19 protein-coding genes and 1 pseudogene are annotated in these 21,807 nt (G+C 60.8%); 13 read left to right on the top strand and 7 right to left on the bottom strand.

From position 1 onward, the window contains the following. Window positions 1-143 precede the first annotated feature (143 nt). The 12 genes from AC2LD7_RS12440 to pcaD all read left to right on the top strand — a co-directional run bounded on the left by AC2LD7_RS12440 (window position 144) and on the right by pcaD (window position 13,008). Entirely contained in the window at window positions 144-923 is a 780-nt protein-coding gene (locus AC2LD7_RS12440) for a 1,6-dihydroxycyclohexa-2,4-diene-1-carboxylate dehydrogenase (RefSeq protein ID WP_484598048.1), read from the top strand. A 61-nt stretch (window positions 924-984) separates the two neighbouring features. After that, window positions 985-2,328, top strand: a complete 1,344-nt coding sequence (locus tag AC2LD7_RS12435) for an MFS transporter (protein ID WP_484598047.1) — start codon at window positions 985-987, stop codon at window positions 2,326-2,328. Between the two features lie 40 nt (window positions 2,329-2,368). Further along, window positions 2,369-3,490: a muconate cycloisomerase family protein gene (locus AC2LD7_RS12430; protein WP_484598046.1), complete on the top strand. Its 1,122-nt coding sequence runs from the start codon at window positions 2,369-2,371 to the stop codon at window positions 3,488-3,490. 15 nt (window positions 3,491-3,505) lie between these two features. Next, entirely contained in the window at window positions 3,506-3,796 is a 291-nt protein-coding gene (gene catC / locus AC2LD7_RS12425; protein ID WP_484598045.1) for a muconolactone Delta-isomerase, read from the top strand. 57 nt (window positions 3,797-3,853) lie between these two features. Further along, window positions 3,854-4,792: a catechol 1,2-dioxygenase gene (gene catA, locus AC2LD7_RS12420; RefSeq protein WP_484598044.1), complete on the top strand. Its 939-nt coding sequence runs from the start codon at window positions 3,854-3,856 to the stop codon at window positions 4,790-4,792. Window positions 4,793-5,027: 235 nt separating this feature from the next. Next, window positions 5,028-6,251 (top strand): benzoate/H(+) symporter BenE family transporter, encoded by a 1,224-nt coding sequence (locus AC2LD7_RS12415; protein ID WP_484598043.1) that lies wholly within the window; start codon window positions 5,028-5,030, stop codon window positions 6,249-6,251. A 112-nt stretch (window positions 6,252-6,363) separates the two neighbouring features. Further along, the gene (locus AC2LD7_RS12410) at window positions 6,364-7,632 is read left to right on the top strand and encodes an OprD family porin (RefSeq protein ID WP_484598042.1); all 1,269 of its coding nucleotides are present in this window, start codon (window positions 6,364-6,366) and stop codon (window positions 7,630-7,632) included. A 100-nt stretch (window positions 7,633-7,732) separates the two neighbouring features. Continuing rightward, complete coding sequence (locus AC2LD7_RS12405; RefSeq protein ID WP_484598041.1) at window positions 7,733-8,575, top strand: IclR family transcriptional regulator domain-containing protein; 843 nt, start codon at window positions 7,733-7,735, stop codon at window positions 8,573-8,575. A gap of 473 nt (window positions 8,576-9,048) precedes the next feature. Further along, window positions 9,049-9,906, top strand: a complete 858-nt coding sequence (locus AC2LD7_RS12400) for a CoA transferase subunit A (protein ID WP_484598040.1) — start codon at window positions 9,049-9,051, stop codon at window positions 9,904-9,906. After that, the gene (locus tag AC2LD7_RS12395; protein ID WP_484598039.1) at window positions 9,906-10,700 is read left to right on the top strand and encodes a CoA-transferase subunit beta; all 795 of its coding nucleotides are present in this window, start codon (window positions 9,906-9,908) and stop codon (window positions 10,698-10,700) included. Before AC2LD7_RS12400 ends, AC2LD7_RS12395 begins: the two co-directional genes overlap by 1 nt. Continuing rightward, complete coding sequence (pcaF, locus tag AC2LD7_RS12390; RefSeq protein WP_484598038.1) at window positions 10,697-11,902, top strand: 3-oxoadipyl-CoA thiolase; 1,206 nt, start codon at window positions 10,697-10,699, stop codon at window positions 11,900-11,902. The genes AC2LD7_RS12395 and pcaF overlap by 4 nt, the downstream gene beginning before the upstream one ends. Before the next feature lie 317 nt (window positions 11,903-12,219). Then, window positions 12,220-13,008, top strand: coding sequence for a 3-oxoadipate enol-lactonase (pcaD, locus tag AC2LD7_RS12385; protein ID WP_484598037.1), 789 nt, complete (start codon window positions 12,220-12,222; stop codon window positions 13,006-13,008). A 75-nt stretch (window positions 13,009-13,083) separates the two neighbouring features. Here pcaD and AC2LD7_RS12380 read toward each other — a convergent pair. From AC2LD7_RS12380 to AC2LD7_RS12365, 4 genes and pseudogenes are all read right to left on the bottom strand, one after another. Next, a pseudogene (locus AC2LD7_RS12380) lies at window positions 13,084-14,342 on the bottom strand (OprD family porin). Window positions 14,343-14,889: 547 nt separating this feature from the next. Continuing rightward, window positions 14,890-16,617: a tannase/feruloyl esterase family alpha/beta hydrolase gene (locus AC2LD7_RS12375; protein ID WP_484598036.1), complete on the bottom strand. Its 1,728-nt coding sequence runs from the start codon at window positions 16,615-16,617 to the stop codon at window positions 14,890-14,892. Window positions 16,618-17,030: 413 nt separating this feature from the next. After that, window positions 17,031-17,447, bottom strand: a complete 417-nt coding sequence (locus AC2LD7_RS12370) for a hypothetical protein (RefSeq protein WP_484598035.1) — start codon at window positions 17,445-17,447, stop codon at window positions 17,031-17,033. 336 nt (window positions 17,448-17,783) lie between these two features. Continuing rightward, window positions 17,784-18,209, bottom strand: coding sequence for a VOC family protein (locus AC2LD7_RS12365; RefSeq protein ID WP_484598034.1), 426 nt, complete (start codon window positions 18,207-18,209; stop codon window positions 17,784-17,786). Between the two features lie 114 nt (window positions 18,210-18,323). On the opposite strand from AC2LD7_RS12365, the gene AC2LD7_RS12360 reads away from it, so the two are divergent. After that, window positions 18,324-19,223: a LysR family transcriptional regulator gene (locus AC2LD7_RS12360; RefSeq protein WP_484598033.1), complete on the top strand. Its 900-nt coding sequence runs from the start codon at window positions 18,324-18,326 to the stop codon at window positions 19,221-19,223. Between the two features lie 69 nt (window positions 19,224-19,292). Here AC2LD7_RS12360 and AC2LD7_RS12355 read toward each other — a convergent pair whose 3' ends face one another. The 3 genes from AC2LD7_RS12355 to AC2LD7_RS12345 form a co-directional block, all read right to left on the bottom strand. Next, on the bottom strand, window positions 19,293-20,510 hold the full coding sequence (locus AC2LD7_RS12355; RefSeq protein WP_484598032.1) for an MFS transporter: 1,218 nt from the start codon (window positions 20,508-20,510) through the stop codon (window positions 19,293-19,295). A 286-nt stretch (window positions 20,511-20,796) separates the two neighbouring features. Beyond that, on the bottom strand, window positions 20,797-21,444 hold the full coding sequence (locus AC2LD7_RS12350) for an FMN-binding negative transcriptional regulator (protein WP_484598031.1): 648 nt from the start codon (window positions 21,442-21,444) through the stop codon (window positions 20,797-20,799). A gap of 134 nt (window positions 21,445-21,578) precedes the next feature. Next, window positions 21,579-21,807: hypothetical protein (locus AC2LD7_RS12345; RefSeq protein ID WP_484598030.1), on the bottom strand; the 229-nt coding region annotated here is incomplete at its 5' end.

Below are 21,807 nucleotides of genomic sequence, written 5' to 3'. Positions count from 1 at the left end.
GCGAAGGGATGCAGTCATCGACAGCAAGAGCTTCGCCCCGGGGCGGGCCTCCCACAAAAGCAGCGAATGCACGCCAAACCAGTGGGAGGCGCGCCCTCGCGGCGAACGGACACGAATCCTCACGACTCCATGAGGTTGGGAAAATGAACAAACGTTTTGAAAACAAAGTCGCCGTCATCACCGGCGCCGCCCAGGGCATTGGTCGCCGTGTGGCCGAGCGGATGGCCGAGGAGGGCGGATGCCTGCTGCTGGTGGACCGCTCCGAGCTGGTCCACGAACTGGCCGACGAGCTCGGCGCCAAGGGCGCGCAGGTTCTCACCCTGACCGCCGACCTCGAACAGTTCGCCGATTGCCATCGCGTGATGAGTGCAGCGAAGGAGCGTTTCGGCCGCCTCGACATCCTGATCAACAACGTCGGCGGCACCATCTGGGTCAAGCCGTTCGAGCATTACCAGGAGCACGAGATCGAGGCGGAAGTGCGCCGCTCGTTGTTCCCGACGCTGTGGTGTTGCCACGCCGCGCTGCCGCACATGCTGGAGCAGGGCGCCGGTGCCATCGTCAACGTTTCTTCCATCGCCACCCGCAGCGTAAACCGCGTGCCTTATGGCGCGGCCAAGGGCGGCGTGAACGCACTGACGGCCTGCCTCGCTTTCGAGAATGCCCAGCGCGGCATTCGCGTCAACGCCACCGCACCGGGCGGCACCGAAGCGCCGCCACGACGCATCCCGCGCAACAGCGCCGAGCAGAGCGAAGACGAGAAGCTGTGGTACCAGCAGATCGTCGACCAGACCGTCGATTCCACGCTGATGAAGCGCTACGGGACTGTCGACGAGCAAGCCGGCGCGATCCTTTTCCTTGCTTCCGACGATGCCAGCTACATCACCGGCGTGACCCTGCCGGTGGGCGGTGGCGATCAGGGATAGCCCTGACACCTTCGCAGTTGCTACGAGCTTTTCCACAACAAAAACAATAGAGAGTCTTGCCATGCGTAAAGTTGACGTCCACGAAATTATCGATAACGCCCGCTTCAGCGGGTTTCACTGGCTGGTCATGAGCCTGTGCGCGCTGTTGTTGATCTTCGACGGCTATGACCTGTTCATCTACGGCGTGGTCCTGCCGGCCATCATGAAAGAGTGGGGCCTGTCCCCATTGGAAGCCGGCGCGCTGGGCAGCTATGCACTGTTCGGCATGATGTTCGGTGCGCTGATCTTCGGCACATTGGCCGACCGCATCGGACGCAAGAAGGGCATCGCCATCTGCTTCCTGTTGTTCAGCACGGCGACGGTGATCAACGGCTTTGCCAGCACACCGACGGAGTTCGGCATCTTCCGTTTTCTCGCCGGCCTCGGCTGCGGTGGGTTGATGCCTAACGTCGTGGCGTTGATGAACGAGTACGCACCGAAAAAGCTGCGCAGCACGCTGGTGGCGGTCATGTTCAGTGGCTATTCGCTGGGTGGCATGTTCTCAGCCGGTCTGGGCATCTATGTGTTGCCGCGCTTCGGCTGGGAAGCGATGTTCTTCGCCGCTGCCGTGCCGCTGCTGTTGCTTCCGGTGATCCTCTGGAAACTGCCGGAGTCGATCGGCTTCCTGGTGCGCCAAGGGCGCTCCGAGCAGGCGCGCGACCTGCTAAAGCGTATCGATCCGAGTCGTGAACTCAGCGCCAGCGACGAGCTGGTGATGTCCGAGATCAAAGGCAAGAGCGCTTCGGTGCTGGAGTTGTTCCGCGATGGCCGCGGCGTTCGCACCGTGTCGATCTGGGTGGCGTTCTTCTGCTGCCTGCTGATGGTCTACGCGCTGGGCTCCTGGCTGCCGAAGCTGATGGCCAATGCCGGTTACAGTCTGGGGTCGAGCCTGTCGTTCCTGGTGGCGCTGAATCTAGGCGGCATGTTCGGCGCGATTCTCGGCGGTTGGCTGGGGGATCGCTTCAACCTGGCCAAGGTCGTGGTGGTGTTCTTCGTGGTCTCGGTGGTGTCCATCAGCTTGTTGGGCTTCAAAACGCCGATGCCGGTTCTCTACGCGCTGATCACCATTGCCGGCGCCACCGTCATCGGCACGCAGATTCTGCTCTATGCCAGCGCCGCGCAATTCTACGGCCTGTCGATTCGCTCCACGGGCCTCGGCTGGGCATCCGGCATCGGCCGCAACGGCGCCATCGTCGGCCCGCTGCTGGGCGGTGCGCTGCTGGGTATCAATCTGCCGCTGCAACTGAACTTCATCGCCTTCGCGATTCCGGGCGTGATCGCCGCGTTAGCCATGACCGTCTTCGCCGTCTCCGGACAACGCAGCAGCAATGTTGCGCCAGCCGGACTGTCGGCAGCGAAAGCCTGAACCCTGACCACTGAACTAGAACCGGAAACCGGGAGCCGATATGAGCCACACCCTGATCGAAAGCATCGAAGCGGTCATCGTCGATCTGCCCACCATCCGCCCGCACAAGCTGGCGATGCACACCATGCAGCAGCAGACGCTGGTCGTCATCCGCATCCGTTGCACCGACGGCATCGAAGGCATCGGCGAATCCACCACGATTGGTGGCCTCGCCTACGGCAACGAAAGCCCAGAGAGCATCAAGCGCAACATTGATAGCCATCTCGCGCGGCTGCTGGTCGGCCAGGATGCGGCCAATATCAATGCCGCCATGCTGCGCCTGGACAAGGCGGCCAAGGGCAACACCTTCGCCAAGTCCGGCCTGGAAAGCGCGCTGCTCGACGCCCAGGGCAAACGCCTGGGCCTGCCGGTCAGCGAGCTGCTCGGCGGACGGGTGCGCGACAGTCTGGAAGTCGCCTGGACCCTGGCTTCCGGCGATACCGGCAAGGACATCGAGGAAGCCGAGCGCATGCTCGACATCCGCCGCCACCGCCTGTTCAAGCTGAAGATCGGTGCCAACGAGGTGAACGCCGATCTCAAGCACGTCATTGCGATCAAGCAGGCGCTGGGCGAGCGCGCCAGCGTGCGGGTCGACGTCAACCAGTACTGGGACGAGTCGCGGGCGATTCGTGCCTGCCAGATTCTGGGTGACAACGGCATCGACCTGATCGAGCAGCCAATCTCGCGGATCAATCGTAGCGGCCAGATTCGGCTGAACCAGCGCAGCCCGGCACCGATCATGGCCGACGAATCCATCGAGAGCGTGGAAGACGCCTTCAGCCTCGCCGCCGACGGCGCCGCCACCGTCTTCGCCTTAAAGATCGCCAAGAATGGCGGCCCGCGTGCCGTACTGCGCACCGCACAGATCGCCGAAGCGGCGGGGATCGCGCTGTACGGTGGAACCATGCTCGAAGGCGCCATCGGCACCCTGGCCTCGGCGCATGCGTTCGTCACTCTGAACACGCTGACCTGGGGCACCGAGCTGTTCGGCCCGCTGCTGCTCACCGAAGAAATCGTCACCGAGGCACCGGTATACCGCGACTTCCAGTTGGAAGTGCCGCGCACGCCGGGCCTCGGTCTGACCCTCGACGAAGAGCGCCTGGCGTTCTTCAGCCGCAAATAACCGGAGGCTGAATAGATGCTGTTCCACGTAAAGATGATCGTGAAATTGCCGGTGGACATGGACCCGGCCAAGGCCGCGAAGCTCAAGGCGGATGAGAAGGAGCTGGCTCAAGGGCTGATGCGCGAAGGCAAATGGCGTCACCTGTGGCGTATCGCCGGGCAGTACGCCAACTACAGCGTGTTCGACGTCGCCAGCGTGCAGGAGCTGCACGACACCCTGATGCAGCTGCCGCTCTTTCCTTACATGGAAATCGAGGTCAACCCGCTGTGCCGTCACCCGTCCTCGATTCGTGATGACGACCGTTGAATGAATCCGGGCCGGAGAGCGGCCAGCAACTGAAAATTACAAGATGAGGCCTAAGCCATGACCGTAAAAATTTCCCATGACGACAATATCCAGCAGTTCCTGAAGGAAGCCAGCGGCTTCAACAACGACGCCGGCAGCACGCGCCTGAAGACCATCATCAACCGTGTTCTGCAGGACAGCGTGAAGATCATCGAGGACCTAGAAATCACCCAGGACGAGTTCTGGAAAGCCGTCGATTACATCAATCGCCTCGGTGGTCGTAATGAGGCCGGCCTGTTGGTCGCCGGACTCGGCCTCGAGCATTTCTTCGATCTGCTGGAAGACGCCAAGGACGAGCAGGCCGGCTTGAACGGCGGTACGCCGCGCACCATCGAAGGCCCGCTGTACGTGGCCGGCGCGCCCATCGTCGAGGGCGAGGCCCGCATGGATGACGGCAGCGAAGAGGGCGTCGCCACCGTCATGTTTCTTCAGGGTAAGGTCACCGGTCCTGACGGCAAGCCGCTGGCCGGTGCCACTGTCGACCTGTGGCACGCCAATACGCAGGGCAACTATTCCTACTTCGACCAGAGCCAGTCGGACTACAACCTGCGCCGTCGCATCATTACCGATGCGGAGGGCCGCTATCGCGCGCGCAGTATCGTGCCGTCCGGCTACGGCTGCTCGCCGGACGGGCCGACTCAGGAAGTGCTCGATATGCTCGGCCGCCACGGTCAGCGTCCGGCGCATATCCACTTCTTCATCTCTGCGCCGGGTCACCGCCACCTGACCACGCAGATCAACCTGTCCGGCGACAAGTACCTGTGGGACGACTTCGCCTACGCGACCCGCGATGGGCTGATCGGCGACATCCACTTCAATGACGATCCTGATGCCGCTCAGGCGCGTGGCGTGCAAGGGCGCTTCGCTGAGGTGGCGTTCGACTTCCAGCTGCAGCAGGCGCCTGCACCGCAGGCCGAGCAGCGCAGCCAGCGTCCGCGGGCTTTGCAGGAAGCTTGATCGGACCAGGTTGCCGATGAATGAAGCGACATCCACTGGCTGTGCACGGAGCGGTAGGGTGGATGACGCTGTTTTCATCCACCGGCTTTTGTGGCCTGCCGGCGGTGGATGGGTGAGGCGTCATCCACCCTACGTCGACGTCGATACGGTCACCCTGTCACCGAGTCAATGCGTCACCACAACAAGAGCGATCCGGACACCGTCACGGATCGCCAGGCCTGTCTTGCGAGGCGACATGAAAACGCTACTCAGCGATCTCTCTCTCTCCGCCGTGGTTGCCGGTTTCATCGCGACGGTCATCTCCTACGCCGGCCCGCTGGTGATCATCTTCCAGGCGGCCAAGGCCGGTGGATTGCCCCATGACCTGGTGTCGTCATGGGTCTGGGCCATTTCCATCGGTAGCGGGGTGCTCGGGATCGTCCTGAGCCTGCGCTACAAGGTGCCGATCATCATCGCCTGGTCGGCGCCCGGTTCGGCGTTGCTTGTGACCATGTTGCCGGACATCAGCATGAACCAGGCGGTTGGTGCCTATCTGGTGTCGAGTCTGGTGATTCTGCTGGTCGGGCTGTCCGGTGCCTTCGACAGGGTCATCAGCAAGCTACCGGCGGCAATTTCCGCCGCGATGCTGGCGGGCATCCTGTTCCGTTTCGGCACCGAATTGTTCGTTTCGGTGAAGGAGCAAACCTGGTTGGTGCTGGCGATGTTCGCCACCTATCTGCTGTTCAAACGGTTGCTACCGCGTTACGCGGTGATGGCGGTGCTGGTAGTGGGCGTCGCGATCGCCGTCGCCAGTGGCGAGTTGCATAGCGAAGCGCTGGTGCTCGGCGTGGCGATGCCGGTCTGGATTACGCCGGAGTTCGACTGGCAGGTGATGCTCGGTGTCGCCTTTCCGCTGGTGGTGGTGGCGCTGACCGGCCAGTTCGTGCCCGGCATGGTCGTACTGCGCAACGATGGTTACCAGACCCCGGCGAGCCCGCTGATCAGTAGCAGTGCTCTGGGCACGCTGTTGTTGGCGCCTTTCGGCTGTCATGGCCTGAATCTGGCGGCGATTACTGCTGCGATCTGCACCGGTCGCGAATCCCATGAGGACCCAGCCAAACGCTACGTCGCAGGCGTGTCAGGTGGTGTGTTCTATCTTTTGCTGGGCATCTTCGGCGCGACCCTGGTATCGGTTTTCACCGCCTTTCCTGCCGCGCTGATCGCCGCTCTGGCCGGGCTGGCACTGCTGGCCGCGATTGGCGGGGCGTTGAGTGCCGCGATGTCGGTGCCAGCGGATCGCGAGGCCGCGCTGATCACTTTTCTGGTCACCGTGTCGGGCATGTCCTTTCTCGGTTTGTCGGCTGCGTTCTGGGGGCTGGTATTCGGAATCGCCGCGCATTTGTTACTGACGCGCAGAAAACCCGCCGCCGTACCGAAGCGCAGCAGCGCTAGCCTGCCGCAGGAGCAAACCGCGCGCTGAAATCACCGCATAACGCCCTACTGAACACCTGAAAACCCTTGTCGTGCTCCTTCGGCTGCGCCGGAGGGGGCGGCATCGTGCACCCGAAAAACAACAACAACGAGTGAAATACATGAAAAACCAGCCACAACTCTCGCGTATTGCATTGACTCTCGGCGCCATGCTCGGCGCTCCTGCGGTGTTTGCCGAAGAAGGCTTCATCGAAGGCACCAGCGCGACCTTGCAGGCCCGCAATTACTACTTCAGCCGGGACTTCTCCGACATCGTTGGGGCTAACCAGCAGTCGAAGTCGGAAGAATGGGCGCAGGGCTTCATCCTCAACGTGAAGTCGGGCTATACGCCGGGCGCCATCGGCTTCGGCGTGGATGTGCTCGGGCAGCTCGGTTTCAAGCTCGACAGCAGCACCAGTCGGGTCAATACGGGACTGCTGCCGACCGGCAGCGACGGCACGGCGGCGGACGACTTCGGCCGTCTCGGCGCGGCCCTGAAGGTGCGGCTGTCGAAGACCGAGCTGAAGCTCGGCGAGCTGACGCCGAATCTGCCGGTGCTGACCTTCAGTGATATCCGCCTGCTACCGCCGACCTATCAGGGCGCCAGCATCGTCTCGCAGGAAATCGACGGGCTGACCCTGCAGGCCGGGCAGCTGCATTCGGGCAGCGTGCTGAACGAGGCCGGCGACGGCCCGATGCGAGCGAAGCTCGGCCACGTGCCGCAACTGGGCGGCGATGCCGAAACCGATCGATTCAACTATGTCAGTGCCGATTACGCCTTCAATCAAAAACGTACCTCGGCGGGCATCTGGTACGCGCAGTTGGAAGACATCTACAACCAGCGTTTCTATAGCCTCAAGCACAGCGAGCCGATGGGCGATTGGGTGTTCGGCGCCAACCTCGGTTTTTACGATTCGCAGGAAGATGGCGAGCGCCTGCTCGGTGACATCGACAACCGTGCGCTGTTCAGTGTGGTTTCGGCCAAGCGGGGCGGTCACACCGTCTCCGTCGGCTATCAGGCAATGTTCGGCGACGACGCCTTTCCGCGGGTTTTCAACAATGTCAGCCCGCTGGGCAATGAAGTGCCGACCTATGAGTTCGCTGGTGCCGACGAGCGTTCCTGGCAGGTGCGGCATGATTACGATTTCGCCGCCATCGGCATCCCCGGCCTGGTTTCCACGGTGCGCTACATCCGCGGCGACAACGTCGATACCGGCGGTGGCTTCGAGGGCGAGGAGTGGGAGCGCGACCTGGATCTCGGATACACCTTCCAGAGCGGTGTGCTGAAGAGCCTCAGCGTACGCGTGCGCAACGTCACTGCGCGCTCCAACTACCGCAGCGATATCGACGAGAACCGGCTGATCTTCAACTACACCTGGCAACTGCTGTAAGCAGCTGTTTCGCATTTGCGAGAAGCCTTGACGGCGAGCTTTGCGATTATCGATCATCCGGACGATAATCGAACAACGCTCCCCGACAAGGCTGTCTGCCATGAACGACGAATCTCATTCCCGTATTGCCCCGATGGCGCCGGCCATCATCGCTTCGCCGGCCAAGCGCATCGAAGCCTTGACCGGCGATCCGAACTTCATGACCTCGTTGGCCCGAGGGCTGGCGGTGGTCCACGCGTTTCAAGAGCGCAAGCGCCATCTGACCATCGCGCAAATCAGCCACCGCACCGAAATCCCCCGCGCTGCAGTGCGTCGCTGTCTGCACACGCTGATCAAGCTCGGCTACGCCACCACCGATGGTCGCACCTACTCGCTGTTGCCCAAGGTATTGACGCTGGGCCACGCTTATCTGTCGTCGACACCGTTGGCTGTGACCGCGCAACCGATCCTCGACCGCCTCAGCGATCAGCTGCACGAGGCCTGCTCGATGGCCACGCTGGAAGGTGACGAGGTGCTTTATGTGGCCCGCTCGGCGACGCCGCAGCGATTGATTTCGGTCGATCTGAGTGTCGGGAGCCGGTTGCCGGCCTATTGCACGTCGATGGGCCGGATATTGCTGGCGGCGTTGGATGATGCGGCACTGGACGACTACCTGGACCACGCCGAACTGCAAATCAAGACCAGCCGCACCCTGCATACGCCCGAGGCAATCCGCGCTTCGATTGCCGAGATCCGGCAGCAGGGCTGGGTGATCATCGACCAGGAACTGGAAGTCGGGCTGCGCTCGCTGGCGGTACCGCTGAAGGATTCAGCCGGCCAGGTACTCGCCGCGCTGAACGTCGGCACACATGCCGGTCGGGTGACCCGGCAGGAGCTGGAAACGCGTTTTCTACCGGTGTTGCTGGAGGCGAGCAAGGAGTTGAGTACGCGGCTGTTTCATTGACATCGACTTCGCATGTCGGGTCGGTGCAGCGTGACCCGACCTACAGCTCTGGTCCAGCTGCTGTCACCGGTGGGCTGAAGCGGAGCGCCGCCCGGCCCACCCTACGTCGCTGAACTCGAAGCGGACAGGCAGCCGGTGCGGGACCTTTAGCGTGCAGGTCAATCCCGTCAGGTTTCGCCTGCACGGGATAGGACCGTAGGGTGGGCCGGGCGGTGCTCCGCTTCAGCCCACCGCAGCGAGGACGGGGGTCGTTACCCAGCCGATTAGGCTGGATGATCGCTGGAATGAACGTGCATCGTGGGTCGAATTAGCCGAAGGTGTAATCCGACGATCCGAAGGCGTAAACCAATTAATCACTGTTCGAATACCGAACAGTTAATCGATTATCGGATTGTTCTGCCTCAAAACGATGGTTAGTGTGGGTCGTAAGCACCGATTCGTTCGTGCATTCGATACCAACACGAGACTGACCCATGGCCGAGCTCCTTTCTTTACACGAGGCAATCGATCGCTTCGTCAACAACGGCGACACCGTCGCCCTTGAAGGCTTCACCCATCTGATTCCCACCGCGGCTGCTCACGAAATCATCCGTCAAGGAAAGAAAGACCTGACCCTGGTGCGCATGACCCCTGACCTGGTCTATGACCTGCTGATCGGCGCCGGTTGCGCGAAGAAGCTGATCTTTTCCTGGGGCGGCAATCCCGGTGTCGGCTCGCTGCATCGCCTGCGTGATGCGGTGGAAAAGCAATGGCCGCAGCCGCTGGAGATTGAAGAACACAGCCATGCCGACCTGGCTAATGCCTACGTCGCGGGTGCCTCAGGTTTGCCATTCGCAGTGCTGCGTGCCTATCTCGGTTCTGACCTGCCAAAGGTCAATCCGATGATCAAGTTCATCGACTGTCCGTTCACTGGCGAAACCCTTGCGGCGGTCCCAAGTGTGCGTCCGGACGTCACGGTGATCCACGCGCAAAAAGCCGACCGCAAGGGCAACGTGTTGATCCAGGGCATCCTCGGCGTACAGAAGGAAGCGGCTCTGGCGGCCAAACGCTGCATCGTCACCGTCGAGGAAATCGTCGACGACCTCGAAGCACCGATGAATGCCTGCGTATTGCCGACCTGGGCGCTGACTGCTGTCTGCCTGGTGCCGGGCGGCGCTCATCCGTCCTATGCCCACGGGTACTACGAGCGCGACAACCGCTTCTACCAGCAGTGGGACCCGATTGCTCGCGACCGCGACACTTTCAACGCCTGGATCGACGAGTTCATCCACGGTACTGCAGATTTCTCAGCGTTCCAGACCAAGCTGGCCGCGCAGCAGGAGGCCAAGTGATGAGCGCTCACGCCAATGACTACAGCACCAATGAAATGATGACCGTGGCCGCCTCGCGCCGCCTCGGCGATGGCAGCGTCTGCTTCGTCGGCATCGGCCTTCCGTCCAAGGCCGCCAACTTGGCGCGCCTGACCCATGCGCCGGACGTCGTGCTGATCTATGAATCCGGCCCTATCGGCGCCAAACCATCGGTGCTTCCGTTGTCCATTGGTGACGGCGAGCTGGCCGAGACCGCCGACACCGTAGTGCCTACTGGCGAGATCTTCCGCTACTGGCTGCAGGGCGGGCGCATCGATGTCGGCTTTCTCGGCGCAGCGCAGGTGGACAAGTACGGCAACATCAACACCACGGTGATTGGCGACTATCACCAACCGAAAGTTCGCTTGCCAGGAGCGGGTGGGGCGCCGGAAATTGCCGGGTCGGCCAAGCAGGTGCTGATCATCCTCAAGCAATCGCACCGCACCTTCGTCGACAAATTGGCATTCATCACGTCGGTCGGTTTCGGCGAGGGTGGCGATCATCGCAAGCAACTCGGGCTGTCGGGCAACGGGCCGGTCGGAATCATTACCGATCTGTGCATCATGGAGCCCGAAACCGGGTCCAACGAATTCGTGGTGACCTCGCTGCACCCGGGCGTGACCCGCGAGCAGGTGATCGAGAACACTGGCTGGGCGATCCGTTTTGCTGACGATCTCGGCGAAACCGCGCCACCGACCGACAACGAACTGGTTGCCCTGCGCGCCCTGGAGGCCCGCACGGCCGCCGCCCACGGACAATCTGGAGGTGACGAGTGACACGCGAAGTCTTTATCTGCGACGCCGTACGTACGCCCATCGGCCGCTTCGGCGGTTCGCTGGCCGCGGTGCGCGCCGACGACCTGGCCGCAACCCCGATCAAGGCGCTGTTGGAGCGCAATCCGCAGCTCGATCCGGCGGCCATCGAAGAAGTGTTCATGGGCAGCGCCAACCAGGCTGGCGAGGACAACCGCAACGTCGCGCGTATGGCCGCGTTGCTGGCCGGGCTGCCGGAAACCGTGCCGGGCGTGACCCTCAACCGTCTTTGCGCTTCGGGCATGGATGCGGTGGGGAGCGCCTTCCGCGCCATCGCTTGCGGCGAAATGGAGCTGGCGATTGCTGGCGGCGTCGAGTCCATGAGCCGCGCGCCCTACGTGATGGGTAAGGCCGACACCGCGTTCGGCCGTACCCAGAAGATTGAGGACACCACCATTGGTTGGCGCTTCATCAATCCAAAGATGAAGGAAATGTACGGCGTCGATGCCATGCCACAGACCGCCGACAACGTCGCTGAAGAACACAAGATCAGCCGCGAGGACCAGGACGCTTTCGCCCTGCGCAGCCAGCAGCGCACCGGCAAGGCGCAGGCTGCAGGCTTCTTCGCCGAAGAGATCGTTCCGGTGGTGATCAAGGGCCGCAAGGGCGATACGGTCGTCGACACCGATGAGCATCCGCGCCCCGATACCAGTGCCGAGGCGCTGGCCAAGCTGAAGCCGGTCAACGGCCCGGACAAGACCGTCACCGCGGGCAATGCCTCGGGCGTCAACGATGGTGCGGCAGCGATGATTCTTGCTAGTGCCGAAGCCGTGCAGAAATACGGCCTCACGCCGCGCGCCAAGGTGCTCGGCATGGCTAGCGCCGGCGTCGCTCCACATGTAATGGGCTATGGCCCGGTGCCGGCGGTGCGCAAGCTGTGCGAGCGGTTGAATGTTGCGGTAAGCGACTTCGACGTGATCGAGCTCAACGAAGCGTTCTCGGCCCAGGCGTTGGCGGTAACTCGCGACCTGGGTCTGGAAGACGACAGCCCGAAGGTCAACCCACAGGGCGGCGCCATCGCTCTGGGTCACCCGCTTGGCATGAGCGGCGCGCGTCTGGTGATGACCACCGTGCACGCGCTGGAAAAGTCCGGTGGCAAGCTCGGCCTGGCGACCATGTGCGTTGGGGTGGGGCAGGGGTTGGCGTTGGCGGTCGAGAAGGTCTGACCTTTTGCCGGTCGTGGTGGGCTGAAGCCCACCCTACAAAGCTGAGCTCTTTGCGCGAAGAATGGTGGGCTGAGGCGGAGCGACGCCCGGCTCACCCTACAGAAGCCTTGACCATGGTGAGCTGAAGCGGAATGTTACCCGCTCACCCTACGCAGCCTCCGCGCGTTGTGGTAGCTCTGCCCGCTTCCGTAGGGTGGGCTTCAGCCCACCGTCGTCCCTCACCGCACAGCCTATACCGCCTTTGACTGGCTTTTGCGCGTCAAAACGTATTCCTCGTCTGCGGCTACCTTTACAACGACTTCCTAGAGAGATTCCCCATGCCCACCGTAAAACTCGCCGATGGCGAACTGAATTACCGTCTCGACGGCCCGGTCGATGCGCCGGTGCTGGTGCTTTCCAACTCGCTGGGTACTGATCTGGCCATGTGGGACCCACAGATTCCAGCCTTTAGCGAGCATTTCCGCGTGCTGCGCTATGACACCCGTGGCCATGGCGGTTCGTCCGTCACACCCGGGCCGTACAGCATCGAGCAGCTCGGGCAAGACGTGCTCGGCCTCGTCGATGCGCTGGGCATTGACCGTTTCGCCTTCTGCGGCCTGTCCATGGGGGGGCTGATCGGCCAGTGGCTGGGCATCAACGCCGGCGAGCGGCTGACGCGACTGGTCATCTGCAATACCGGTGCGAAGATCGGCACCGACGAGGTCTGGGACGACCGCATCGACACCGTTTTGAAAGGCGGCGAGCAGGCCATGCGCGACATGCGCGATGCTTCCATTGCACGCTGGTTCACGCCGACCTTCGCTGAACAGCAACCCGCGCAGACCAGCCGCATCACCCAGATGATCGCGACCACCTCACCGCAAGGCTACGCAGCCAATTGCGCCGCAGTGCGCGACGCCGACTATCGTGATCAGTTGGGCGCCATCGAGGTGCCGACGTTGATCGTCTGTGGCAGCAAAGACCCGGTAACCACTCCTGAGCATGGCCGATTCATGCTGGAGCGCATCGCTGATGCGAAGCTGGTCGAGTTCGATGCGGCCCATCTATCCAATGTCGAAATGGGTGATCGCTTCACCGATCGCGTGCTGGACTTTCTGCGCGGCTGATCTGAACGAAAAACCGGGCCACAACAGGCCCGGTAAAACCAACAAGGAGATGGAGCGCTCAATGGCGCTGCGTTGTCACCACAGCGCCATGGTGTAGCTGAGAATCAAACGGGTTTCATCCAGATCGGCGCCGAAGTTGCTGCGCACAGTAGCGTTGCGCACCTTCAACCCGAGGTTCTTCAGCGGTCCGCTCTGAACCACGTAAGCGATATCGGTGTTGCGCTCCCATTCCTTGCCTTCGCTGGCGCGGCCGACAACGTTGACGTTGTCACCCGTCACGTAACGGGTCATCAGGCTTAGGCCGGGAATCCCCATAGCGGCGAAGTCGTAGTCATAACGAACTTGCCATGACTTCTCATCTTGGTTGCCGAAGTCATTGATCTGCAACAAGTTGATCAGCGAATTATCGCCGCCGCTGATATAAGCAAAGCCGGTGTCGCCACTCATTTTCTGGTAGCCACCGGTGAATCCGTGACCACCGATCCGGTAAGTGAATAGCGCGCCGAAGGCGTTGTTGTCGACGTTGCTGCCGCCGTCATCGGTAGAACGCACATAGCGCAGATCGGACTTGAAGCTCTGGTTGTCACCGATCGGCAGCACATGCACCAGATTGACGTTGTGCTGGTCATAGATGCCATCCAGCCCGCCGTAGTAGTAGCTGCCGGTCAGCTCGGGTGAGAATTGGTAACGACCACCAGCGAACACGAATTCGTCGCTGGTGGCGGTGTTGCCTAGAACGATATTCCGCGCGCCACCGTTGAATACGGCCATCTCTTCGTAATTCGAAGAGTCGCGGTAACTGACCCGGTCGAGCATACCCACGTCGACGGTCAGGCCTTCGAGTTCCTTGCTCTGCAACCAGGCGCCACGGTAGATGTTGGGCAGCAGGCGGCTGTCGTTGCGCATTACGACCGGAATGATCGGCTGCAAGGTACCGACGTGGAGAGTCGTATCGGACATCTTCGCTTTGGCGGTCAGGCCTGCCGTGCCGTAGTCATCCTGAGGCTGATTGGACGAATCCCTTTGCAAAATACCGGTACCTGAGCGATCCGGGCTGGAATCGAGCTTCACGCCGAGCAGGCCGAGGGCGTCGACACCAAAGCCGATCGGGCCTTCGGTATAGCCGGACTCGATTTTCAGGATGAAGCCCTGGGCCCATTCCTCGGCCTTGGCCTGAGTGGACTCGCTGCCGCGAAATCGCGGTTCATGTAGAAATTGCGCAGCTCCACGGCTGCTTTGCTGTCATCAATGAAAGCCGCGCTGGCTGGCCCGGCGATGCCCAGAGCAGCGCCTGCACAAAGTAGTTGCCGGATGGTTTTGCAGTCATGTTGCATGGGTACTTCCTCTTGTTTTTATGGGTTACAGCGTTACGGGTGAAACAGCGGGCGAAATTGTTTCCGCGACCGGCTAAGCCGGTGCTGAGGGACAGAGAAAAGTGATCGAATGTTTTGAAAGGTGAACGGCGAGCGAGGCCTGATGGGCATACATGCGCGGGCAGTCCTTTCAGTTCTTGTTATTTTGGGAAGCGCGATCTGCGGCGGCTCCGGCGCCTGCAAAGCTACGAGGTGTCGGAACTGCTGAGCGAAAGGCGTGCCAGCCTGGCGCCGGCTGTGATGAAAATTGCGGGGATGGCGGAACTGCCGCGCTAGAGCCCTCAAACAAGCAGGTCAGCGGGTATTAAGTGGGGGCTATGCCGATCGGGATGCCCGTCAGGTTGGACATGTTCAAGAGGGCAGGCGGCCGATGTCTGATCTATTGGACGGCCGTTCAACGCTATCGGGTTTCATCAGCGATACATCAGCCGCACCGGCTCGCGGTTTCGCAGGATGGGCGCAACCCTTTAATTGCATCGTTAGATGCCGTGCGCCCATCCCACGAATTTCAGTGCCGGCCCTTCTGGCTTTTCACACAGACGAAGCTCGACGCTTCATTCACGTCGCGCTTACCGACGTATTTCGGCCAGCCTGGGTACTCGCACAGCGGGCGGGTACGCCCTGGGACCGCGGCGGTGTCGGTGACTATCTGTCGCTTGGGTGCGATGCCCTGTTCGACCCAATTCTCCAGCGCCGTCAGCGAATCCCAGGCAGCGTTGAATACCGTACTCGCCGCATGGGCATAGCCGGGGATTTCGTAATAGCGCATGAAGCGCCTGGTCTGGCCCACGCCCATGTCCCGTTGCACACGCTGGTAGTACTCGGCCGTGGCACGGGTACTGACCAATTGATCCGAGGTGCCATGGGCCATAAGAATCTTGCCGCCGTTGGCGACGAAGGCCGACAGATCGGTCTCGTTAACGTCCTGTCGCAGCGATAACGCATCGACGCGCGCCTGCCAAGGGCCGAGGTTGGTTGGGTCCAGCGTCAGCGAGTTGAACGCCGGGTTGCGCGTAATGAAATAGCGCACCCATTCATCCCAGAAACCCGAATGGTAGGGCGCACCCTCGGCGAAACCGGTGCCATGCACTGGCATCGGATAGTCCGGCTGCAAGGTGTTCAGGCCGAGGCGGTTGACCACCAGTTGCAGACCGCTACCGGGACGGCCGAGGTCGGTGCCCCAAGTATTGAAGCCGGGGTAGCCGCGCTCGCCGCTGGCCAGCGGTTGGCTGAAACGGATCGGCGTGTTGAACACCTTAAGAGCATTGATCTGCGCATCGGACAGGCAGCTGTCACCAGTATCGGCCCCGCCACGGCAGCGCAGCGGGCGGCCGTTGAGCTTGGCCTTGGCCGGGTCGAACCAGGCGTTGCAGGCGGCCTGATTGCTGATTACCCGGTCGCGTGCTCCATCCAGGCCATCGCAGGCTTGCATTGCTGCTTCCAGCAGCGCGGAACGTTTTTCGAGGCTGGGAAACGCGCCTGGCGCGGCCAGTGCACGGGTGATGCGGCCGAACTGCAAATCCAGCGCCGCCGCGTTGTAAGCCGGGTAAAGCACGATTGCACCCTGAAAGTCCTTGGGCCATTGCTGCACCACCGCCAAGGCTTCGCGTCCACCCGTCGAGCCGCCAGCAAAGTAACTGCGGACGGGCTGGCGGCCGTAGCGCTGGTCAATGATGAACATCGCCGTGTCGCGGGTTTTCTTCAGCGCGTCGTGGGCATAGTTGGCCAGCGCCTCATTATTCCAGGCGAAATCGCCGGGACTGACCGGATTGGCGACGTGGCCCGAATCGCTGGCGAACACCGCATAACCACGGCCTAGCGGCGTCGGCTGATCGACCGGACCGGCCGGGACGTTGCCTGCGACGTTGGGGACGGTGCCGTTGTAGCCGCCACCGCCGTACATCATCGCCTTGTTGTTCCATTGCTCCGGTAGAACGATGCGCATCTTGATCGTCGGTGCGCTTGGGTCGACCGGGGCGATTTCCACGTTCAGGTCGCAATATGCACCGAAGGTCTGCGGTGCGGTGCCGCCGGAGGGCACCGCGGTTGCGGATGTCACCCTGGCGCCGGAGGTCGGCAAGGCGATAGCGGCGGCCGGGACCAGAGCGCCTGACAGCTCGCCGCAGCCAGCGGCCACGGCGGGCTCGGTTATCGCAACTGCCAGCAAGGCGGGAACGGCAAGCAGTAGACGCGGCGCTGCCGAGCGGCGTGCGATATGTGCACGGGTTGCTTTCATGGGGGCTTCCTTCTTCTTGTTTTTGTCATGCCCGTGGCAACCGCCACGAGGCGAGTGCGCCTGGGCGAATGAATACGGCAGCGACCAGGCTCGACAGCCGGAGCCAAAGGCGTGCCAGAGCGAGAGACGTCGATGCGTTAACCGATGGCCGGTCGGCTTGCGCATCGTCAGCCGCTCTGCAGGTGGGTACCGTCACGCGAAACGTGCCGGCTGGCTTCAGGTGTGCTGTCCAGTGTGGCAGACAGCCGTGCTTGGCCATGTCCAGAGTGTTGGACGATTTGTCTGGTGCGGTGGACGTTATCAGGCTGATGGTCCGCCGCAGCGAGGGCGTGATCGCTCTGTGCAGTGTTAGCAGTCGCTCCGACGAACGCACCGGATGATGCGTATTGAACCGCGTGGTGCCGAAGAGGCGATTAGCTCCCGGCCTGGTCCTGCTGCGGCTCTGGTTCCAGCACGGCGATGGTCTGATGGCTGTGCTTGAAGGACACCAGCGCGGTCAGCCAGGCTTGTAGATCCGATGAACCAGACTTTCGATTGCGCATGGCGATCGAAAGAATTTCCCTGGCGATCGTCACCATCGCGCTCTTGCTGCCGAGGAAGTGCCAGTTGAACCAGCCATCGCCATAGGTGCGCGGCGTCGCCTGGCCGGGCGCCAGCGGTATGTACACCTTGATCGACAGATCGAACAGCACCTCCGGCTTGGAAATGATCACCAGCTTCACGTCGGCCACCTTGTTCAACCAGTAGCGATGATCGAAACGGCCTCCGGTCAGTACCGCGGACTGGCTGAGGGCATCGTTGATCAAAGCTCGGTTATCGATGAGTTGCACAGTAAGGACTTCCGTATGCAGGTGGCGTTACCGACTGCCTGGCGGTGAAGCAGCGAGGGCGCTAAGTCGGCAGGTACAAACCAAGGCGGCTACCGGCAAGGGCAAGCCGCGCTTGGCATACCGAGTTATCGGTACATCGGCAGTTTTGTTTAGCGGGGGATGTCGGAAAAGCGCTTTGCAGAGATGAGCGGTTCGGATGGCTGTGGCTACTGAATCTCTGGCCGCGCGCTTTCAATCACGGCGATGATGTTTTTCCAAATGCCTCTGGGGAAGCATCGTGAGCGCGCAGAGAAACGCTACAGGTCGTCTACAGCGAGGCGGCCTGCAGCGGGGCGATCATTTGGCAAACAGTTGACTCATGTCCTTGAACGCTTTGAATTCCAGCGCATTGCCGCAGGGATCGAAGAGAAACATGGTGGCTTGCTCGCCCACTTGGCCCTGAAAACGCACATAGGGCTCGATGACGAACTGAGTGCCCAGCGAGCGCAAGCGTTCTGCAAGCGCCTCCCATTCCGGCCAGCTCAGCACGATGCCAAAATGCGGCACGGGTACGTCATGGCCGTCCACCGCGTTGGTGTGTGCGGCGTCTTGGGAATGGGTCTTGGGATGCTCATGGATCACCAATTGATGTCCGTAGAAATCGAAATCGACCCAATGGTCGGAAGAGCGTCCTTCAGCGAGTCCGAACACCTCGCCGTAGAAATGGCGGGCGGCTGGCAAGTCGTAAACAGGGATCGCAAGGTGAAACGGTGAAAGGCTCATCGGGGATTCCTTCTTAGGGAGGCAAGGTGACGTCATTCTTGCTGTTTGTCGTATACGCAAACAGCGGATATCTTTTGAGTCGAGCCCAAAAAAAATCGATCAATGAAGGTCCTAATGATCCGCGAACTCAAAACATTTCTGACCATAGCCCGGTGTGGCAGTTTTGCCGCGGCGGGCAATAAGATCGGCCTGACCCAGTCAGCGGTCAGTGCCCAAATCAAAAATCTTGAGGACGCGTTGGGCCTTCGTTTATTCGATAGAACAGGGCGTTCGGCTAATCTCAACGCGGCGGGTTTGCGGGCGCTGCCGCTGGCCGAGCAGATCATTGAAACCTTCGCCCTGATGGGTCAGCCCGAATCCGTGGACGACTACCGAGGCGAGTTGCGCATTGGTGCCATCGGTACGGTACAGACCGGGTTGTTGCCGCCGGTTCTGCTGCGATTGTTGCGGGAGGCGTCAGGCGTGGAGCCCAAGCTGGTGCCAGGCGTTTCGCTGAACCTGCTGTCACAGATCGATGCCGGCGAAATTGACCTGGCGGTAATGATCCGCCCACCGTTCGCGCTTCCGAAGGAACTGCACGCCGAGCTGATCCAGAAGGAACCCTTCGTGCTGATCACGCCGCTGAATATCGAAGGCGACGACCCATTCAAGTTGCTCGTCGAGCATCCCTTCGTGCGCTACGACCGCAGTTCGTTCGGCGGTCGCCAGGTGAGTCAGTTCCTACGCAAACACCATTTAGATGTGCGTCCAGGCCTCGAACTGGACGAGCTGGATGCCATCGTAAAAATGGTTGAAAGTGGCTTGGGCGTGGCGCTGGTGCCAAAGGCCGGGCTGTGGCTCGAACGCACACCAACGGTCCGCATCATTTCCCTCGGCAGTGCCACCTTCTACCGCGAGCTGATGCTCATCAGCCGCCACAGCGCGCAGCGCTTGCCCCTGCATCAGCTATTTCGGCGCTGCCTATGGGAGGAGTTGGAGAAGAGAAGCTCGGTTTCATGTAGCGAGGTCGGATAGCAGACCGAGGGGCGCTCCCGTCCCCCCGACCTGCTTTTTTTTGAAGGTCACGCCACACTTCTGCGTCCTTCAGGCTTTTTGAGTTCTCGGCAGGAAGATCGCCAACACGCCGAACAACGGCAGGAACGAACACAGGAAGTACACGTATTCGATGCCGTGAATGTCCGCCAAGTGCCCCAGCAACGCCGCGCCAATCCCACCGAAACCGAACATCAAGCCAAAGAACACTCCAGCAATCATGCCGACATTTCCCGGCACCAGTTCTTGGGCGTACACGACGATGGCCGAAAACGCCGAGGCGAGGATGAAGCCGATGACAACGCTCAGGACGCTGGTCCAGAACAGGTCGACGTGAGGCAGAATCAGGGTGAATGGCGCCACACCCAGGATCGAAAACCAGATCACTGCCTTGCGGCCGATCTTGTCGCCGATTGGTCCGCCGAAGAAGGTTCCCGCCGCAACCGCACCGAGAAACAGGAACAGATGCAGCTGAGAGCTGGCTACCGATAGATCGAATTTTTCGATCAGGTAGAAGGTGAAGTAGCTGGTGAAGCTAGCCATGTAGAAATACTTGGAAAACACCAGCAGGCCGAGCACCACCAGCGCGCTCATCACCCGATTTTTCGACAAGCCATGAGTTGCCGCCTGACCTTTTTTGAGCTTGAACAGGCTCAAATGGTTGGCGTACCAGCGGCTGATTCGATACAGCACGAACAGCGCAAACACGGCGAACAGCCCGAACCAGGCAACGTTGCCCTGACCGTAGGGAATGATGATCGCTGCGGCCAATAGCGGCCCGAACGCCGACCCCGCATTGCCGCCAACCTGAAAGGTCGATTGCGCCAGGCCGAAACGCCCACCTGAAGCCAGTCGTGCTACGCGAGACGCTTCAGGATGAAAGGTCGAAGAACCGATACCGATCAACCCTGCCGCCAACAGAATCAGCGGAAAGCTAGCCACCACCGACATCATTAGAATGCCGATCAAGGTGCAGACCGTGCCGGCCGGCAACAGCCATGGTTTGGGATGGCGGTCGGTGTGGTAGCCGACCCAAGGTTGCAGCAGCGAGGCCGTCAGCTGAAAGGTCAAGGTGATCAGGCCAACCTGGGTGAACGTCAGGCCATAGCTGGCCTTGAGCATCGGATAAATCGACGGCAGCACGGCCTGAATCAGGTCGTTGATCAAATGCGCCAGCGCGACCGCGCCGATGATGCGCATGACCAGCGGACTGCTTTGTGGTGACGCTGGTGCCAACGCCACGTCGGCCTGGGCAGTGCTGATGTTCATGGGAGGTTCCGTACAGAAGGGGTAGAAACGGCAGGTGCGTCAATGTGCCATTTTTCAGTGCAGTAGCACCATCCCTTAGGCTGCTAAGGAAACTCAGCTGAAGACATTCATCTGGCAGTACATCAATTCACTCACGACCTCGATGAAGCCGACGACTCTCGTCGACATTTCATCGATACGATCGGCAGAAATCGGCCCCAAAACAGACAGTGACGACCGGGCTATTTGCTAGACGCGGACATAGGAAAAACCATCGAGGATGAGAGGGCCGTGACGCCTATCCTACTCATGGTTTCAAGCTGTCTTTCTGTGAAGCAACTTCCTGCATTGATACGCTTATTGCGGGGTGACCGTTTTCCATTAGTGCATGCGCAGCACCTTGGATATCACGTGCTTCCTTGTTTTGGCTGAGCTTGAATTTAGCCACTAGACGGGTGATTTGGACTTCTACCCCAACGATGGCTTTGAGCATCGATTCGATGTATTCCGTCGGCCCATCGGTCATTTTCCAGGGCTTCGGCTGGGTTGCCTCGTGAGTCCGAGTCAACCGAGCGACGAGTCCTCTAACGTAGCGCTCATCATCTCTAATCAGAATGCGCCCATGAACATGCACGACCTTGTAATTCCATGTCGGCACCTGTTTATGGTGTTCATGTTTGCTCGGATACCAGTTGGGTGAGATGTAGGCCTCCTCACCCCGGAATACAACCAGTACTTCATCGCCATTTCGAACCTCAGTCCAGAGAGGATTATTGCGGGCCACATGAGCGTGGAGCGTGCCGCAAGTGCCTTGGCCGGCAGCCAGTTCGAAGGGCACATGGTTTGCGTCATATCCGCTTTCACCATTCGTGAAAAGTATTCCCAGCGGATGCTGCCTGATGAGCCGATGCATGGCTTCGGACGAGGGTTCATTGAAATGTGCTGGGACGTACATATCGTCTCCAAAGGGATATGGCTCAAGTCGGATTAGCCGCAGCGTGGCTGCGACGGGTGCAGGGAAGCAAGTTGCTTATTACTGGGAGGGCATCCTCGCTCCGGCTACGCATACACCTGACCTCAAGTGCGCTCCTAGCTACCATCTTCCAGCATCGAGGCTCTAACGATCTTGCTATTAAAAACAACAGGTGTGCTTTCACTATTAGAACAATCCCACTGACCGTCGCACAGAAAAACTACTGAATCGCTCCAGTTTCGACAGACATGGCTGAGTCGTTTTCTTGCTCTACCACGTTCATTATCGGTCCAGAGTGTGTAAAAACACTTTCTTATCTTGCGTGCTTCAGCCCATTGCTCCTGG

The organism is Stutzerimonas sp. (assembly GCF_982611455.1).
Note: the sequence above shows the minus strand (reverse complement) of the source record. Positions and strands in the feature narration are given on the sequence as shown.

Excerpts from the sequence above, each read along its gene's own strand:
- AC2LD7_RS12400 (WP_484598040.1), top strand. The coding sequence starts at position 9,049 with ATGGCCGAGCTCCTTTCTTTACACGAGGCAATCGATCGCTTCGTCAAC.
- AC2LD7_RS12435 (WP_484598047.1), top strand. The coding sequence starts at position 985 with ATGCGTAAAGTTGACGTCCACGAAATTATCGATAACGCCCGCTTCAGC.
- AC2LD7_RS12360 (WP_484598033.1), top strand. The coding sequence starts at position 18,324 with ATGATCCGCGAACTCAAAACATTTCTGACCATAGCCCGGTGTGGCAGT.
- AC2LD7_RS12440 (WP_484598048.1), top strand. The coding sequence starts at position 144 with ATGAACAAACGTTTTGAAAACAAAGTCGCCGTCATCACCGGCGCCGCC.
- AC2LD7_RS12415 (WP_484598043.1), top strand. The coding sequence starts at position 5,028 with ATGAAAACGCTACTCAGCGATCTCTCTCTCTCCGCCGTGGTTGCCGGT.
- AC2LD7_RS12365 (WP_484598034.1), bottom strand. The coding sequence starts at position 18,209 with ATGAGCCTTTCACCGTTTCACCTTGCGATCCCTGTTTACGACTTGCCA.
- catA (WP_484598044.1), top strand. The coding sequence starts at position 3,854 with ATGACCGTAAAAATTTCCCATGACGACAATATCCAGCAGTTCCTGAAG.
- AC2LD7_RS12375 (WP_484598036.1), bottom strand. The coding sequence starts at position 16,617 with ATGAAAGCAACCCGTGCACATATCGCACGCCGCTCGGCAGCGCCGCGT.
- AC2LD7_RS12350 (WP_484598031.1), bottom strand. The coding sequence starts at position 21,444 with ATGTACGTCCCAGCACATTTCAATGAACCCTCGTCCGAAGCCATGCAT.
- AC2LD7_RS12410 (WP_484598042.1), top strand. The coding sequence starts at position 6,364 with ATGAAAAACCAGCCACAACTCTCGCGTATTGCATTGACTCTCGGCGCC.
- AC2LD7_RS12405 (WP_484598041.1), top strand. The coding sequence starts at position 7,733 with ATGAACGACGAATCTCATTCCCGTATTGCCCCGATGGCGCCGGCCATC.
- AC2LD7_RS12395 (WP_484598039.1), top strand. The coding sequence starts at position 9,906 with ATGAGCGCTCACGCCAATGACTACAGCACCAATGAAATGATGACCGTG.
- AC2LD7_RS12355 (WP_484598032.1), bottom strand. The coding sequence starts at position 20,510 with ATGAACATCAGCACTGCCCAGGCCGACGTGGCGTTGGCACCAGCGTCA.
- catC (WP_484598045.1), top strand. The coding sequence starts at position 3,506 with ATGCTGTTCCACGTAAAGATGATCGTGAAATTGCCGGTGGACATGGAC.
- pcaD (WP_484598037.1), top strand. The coding sequence starts at position 12,220 with ATGCCCACCGTAAAACTCGCCGATGGCGAACTGAATTACCGTCTCGAC.
- AC2LD7_RS12430 (WP_484598046.1), top strand. The coding sequence starts at position 2,369 with ATGAGCCACACCCTGATCGAAAGCATCGAAGCGGTCATCGTCGATCTG.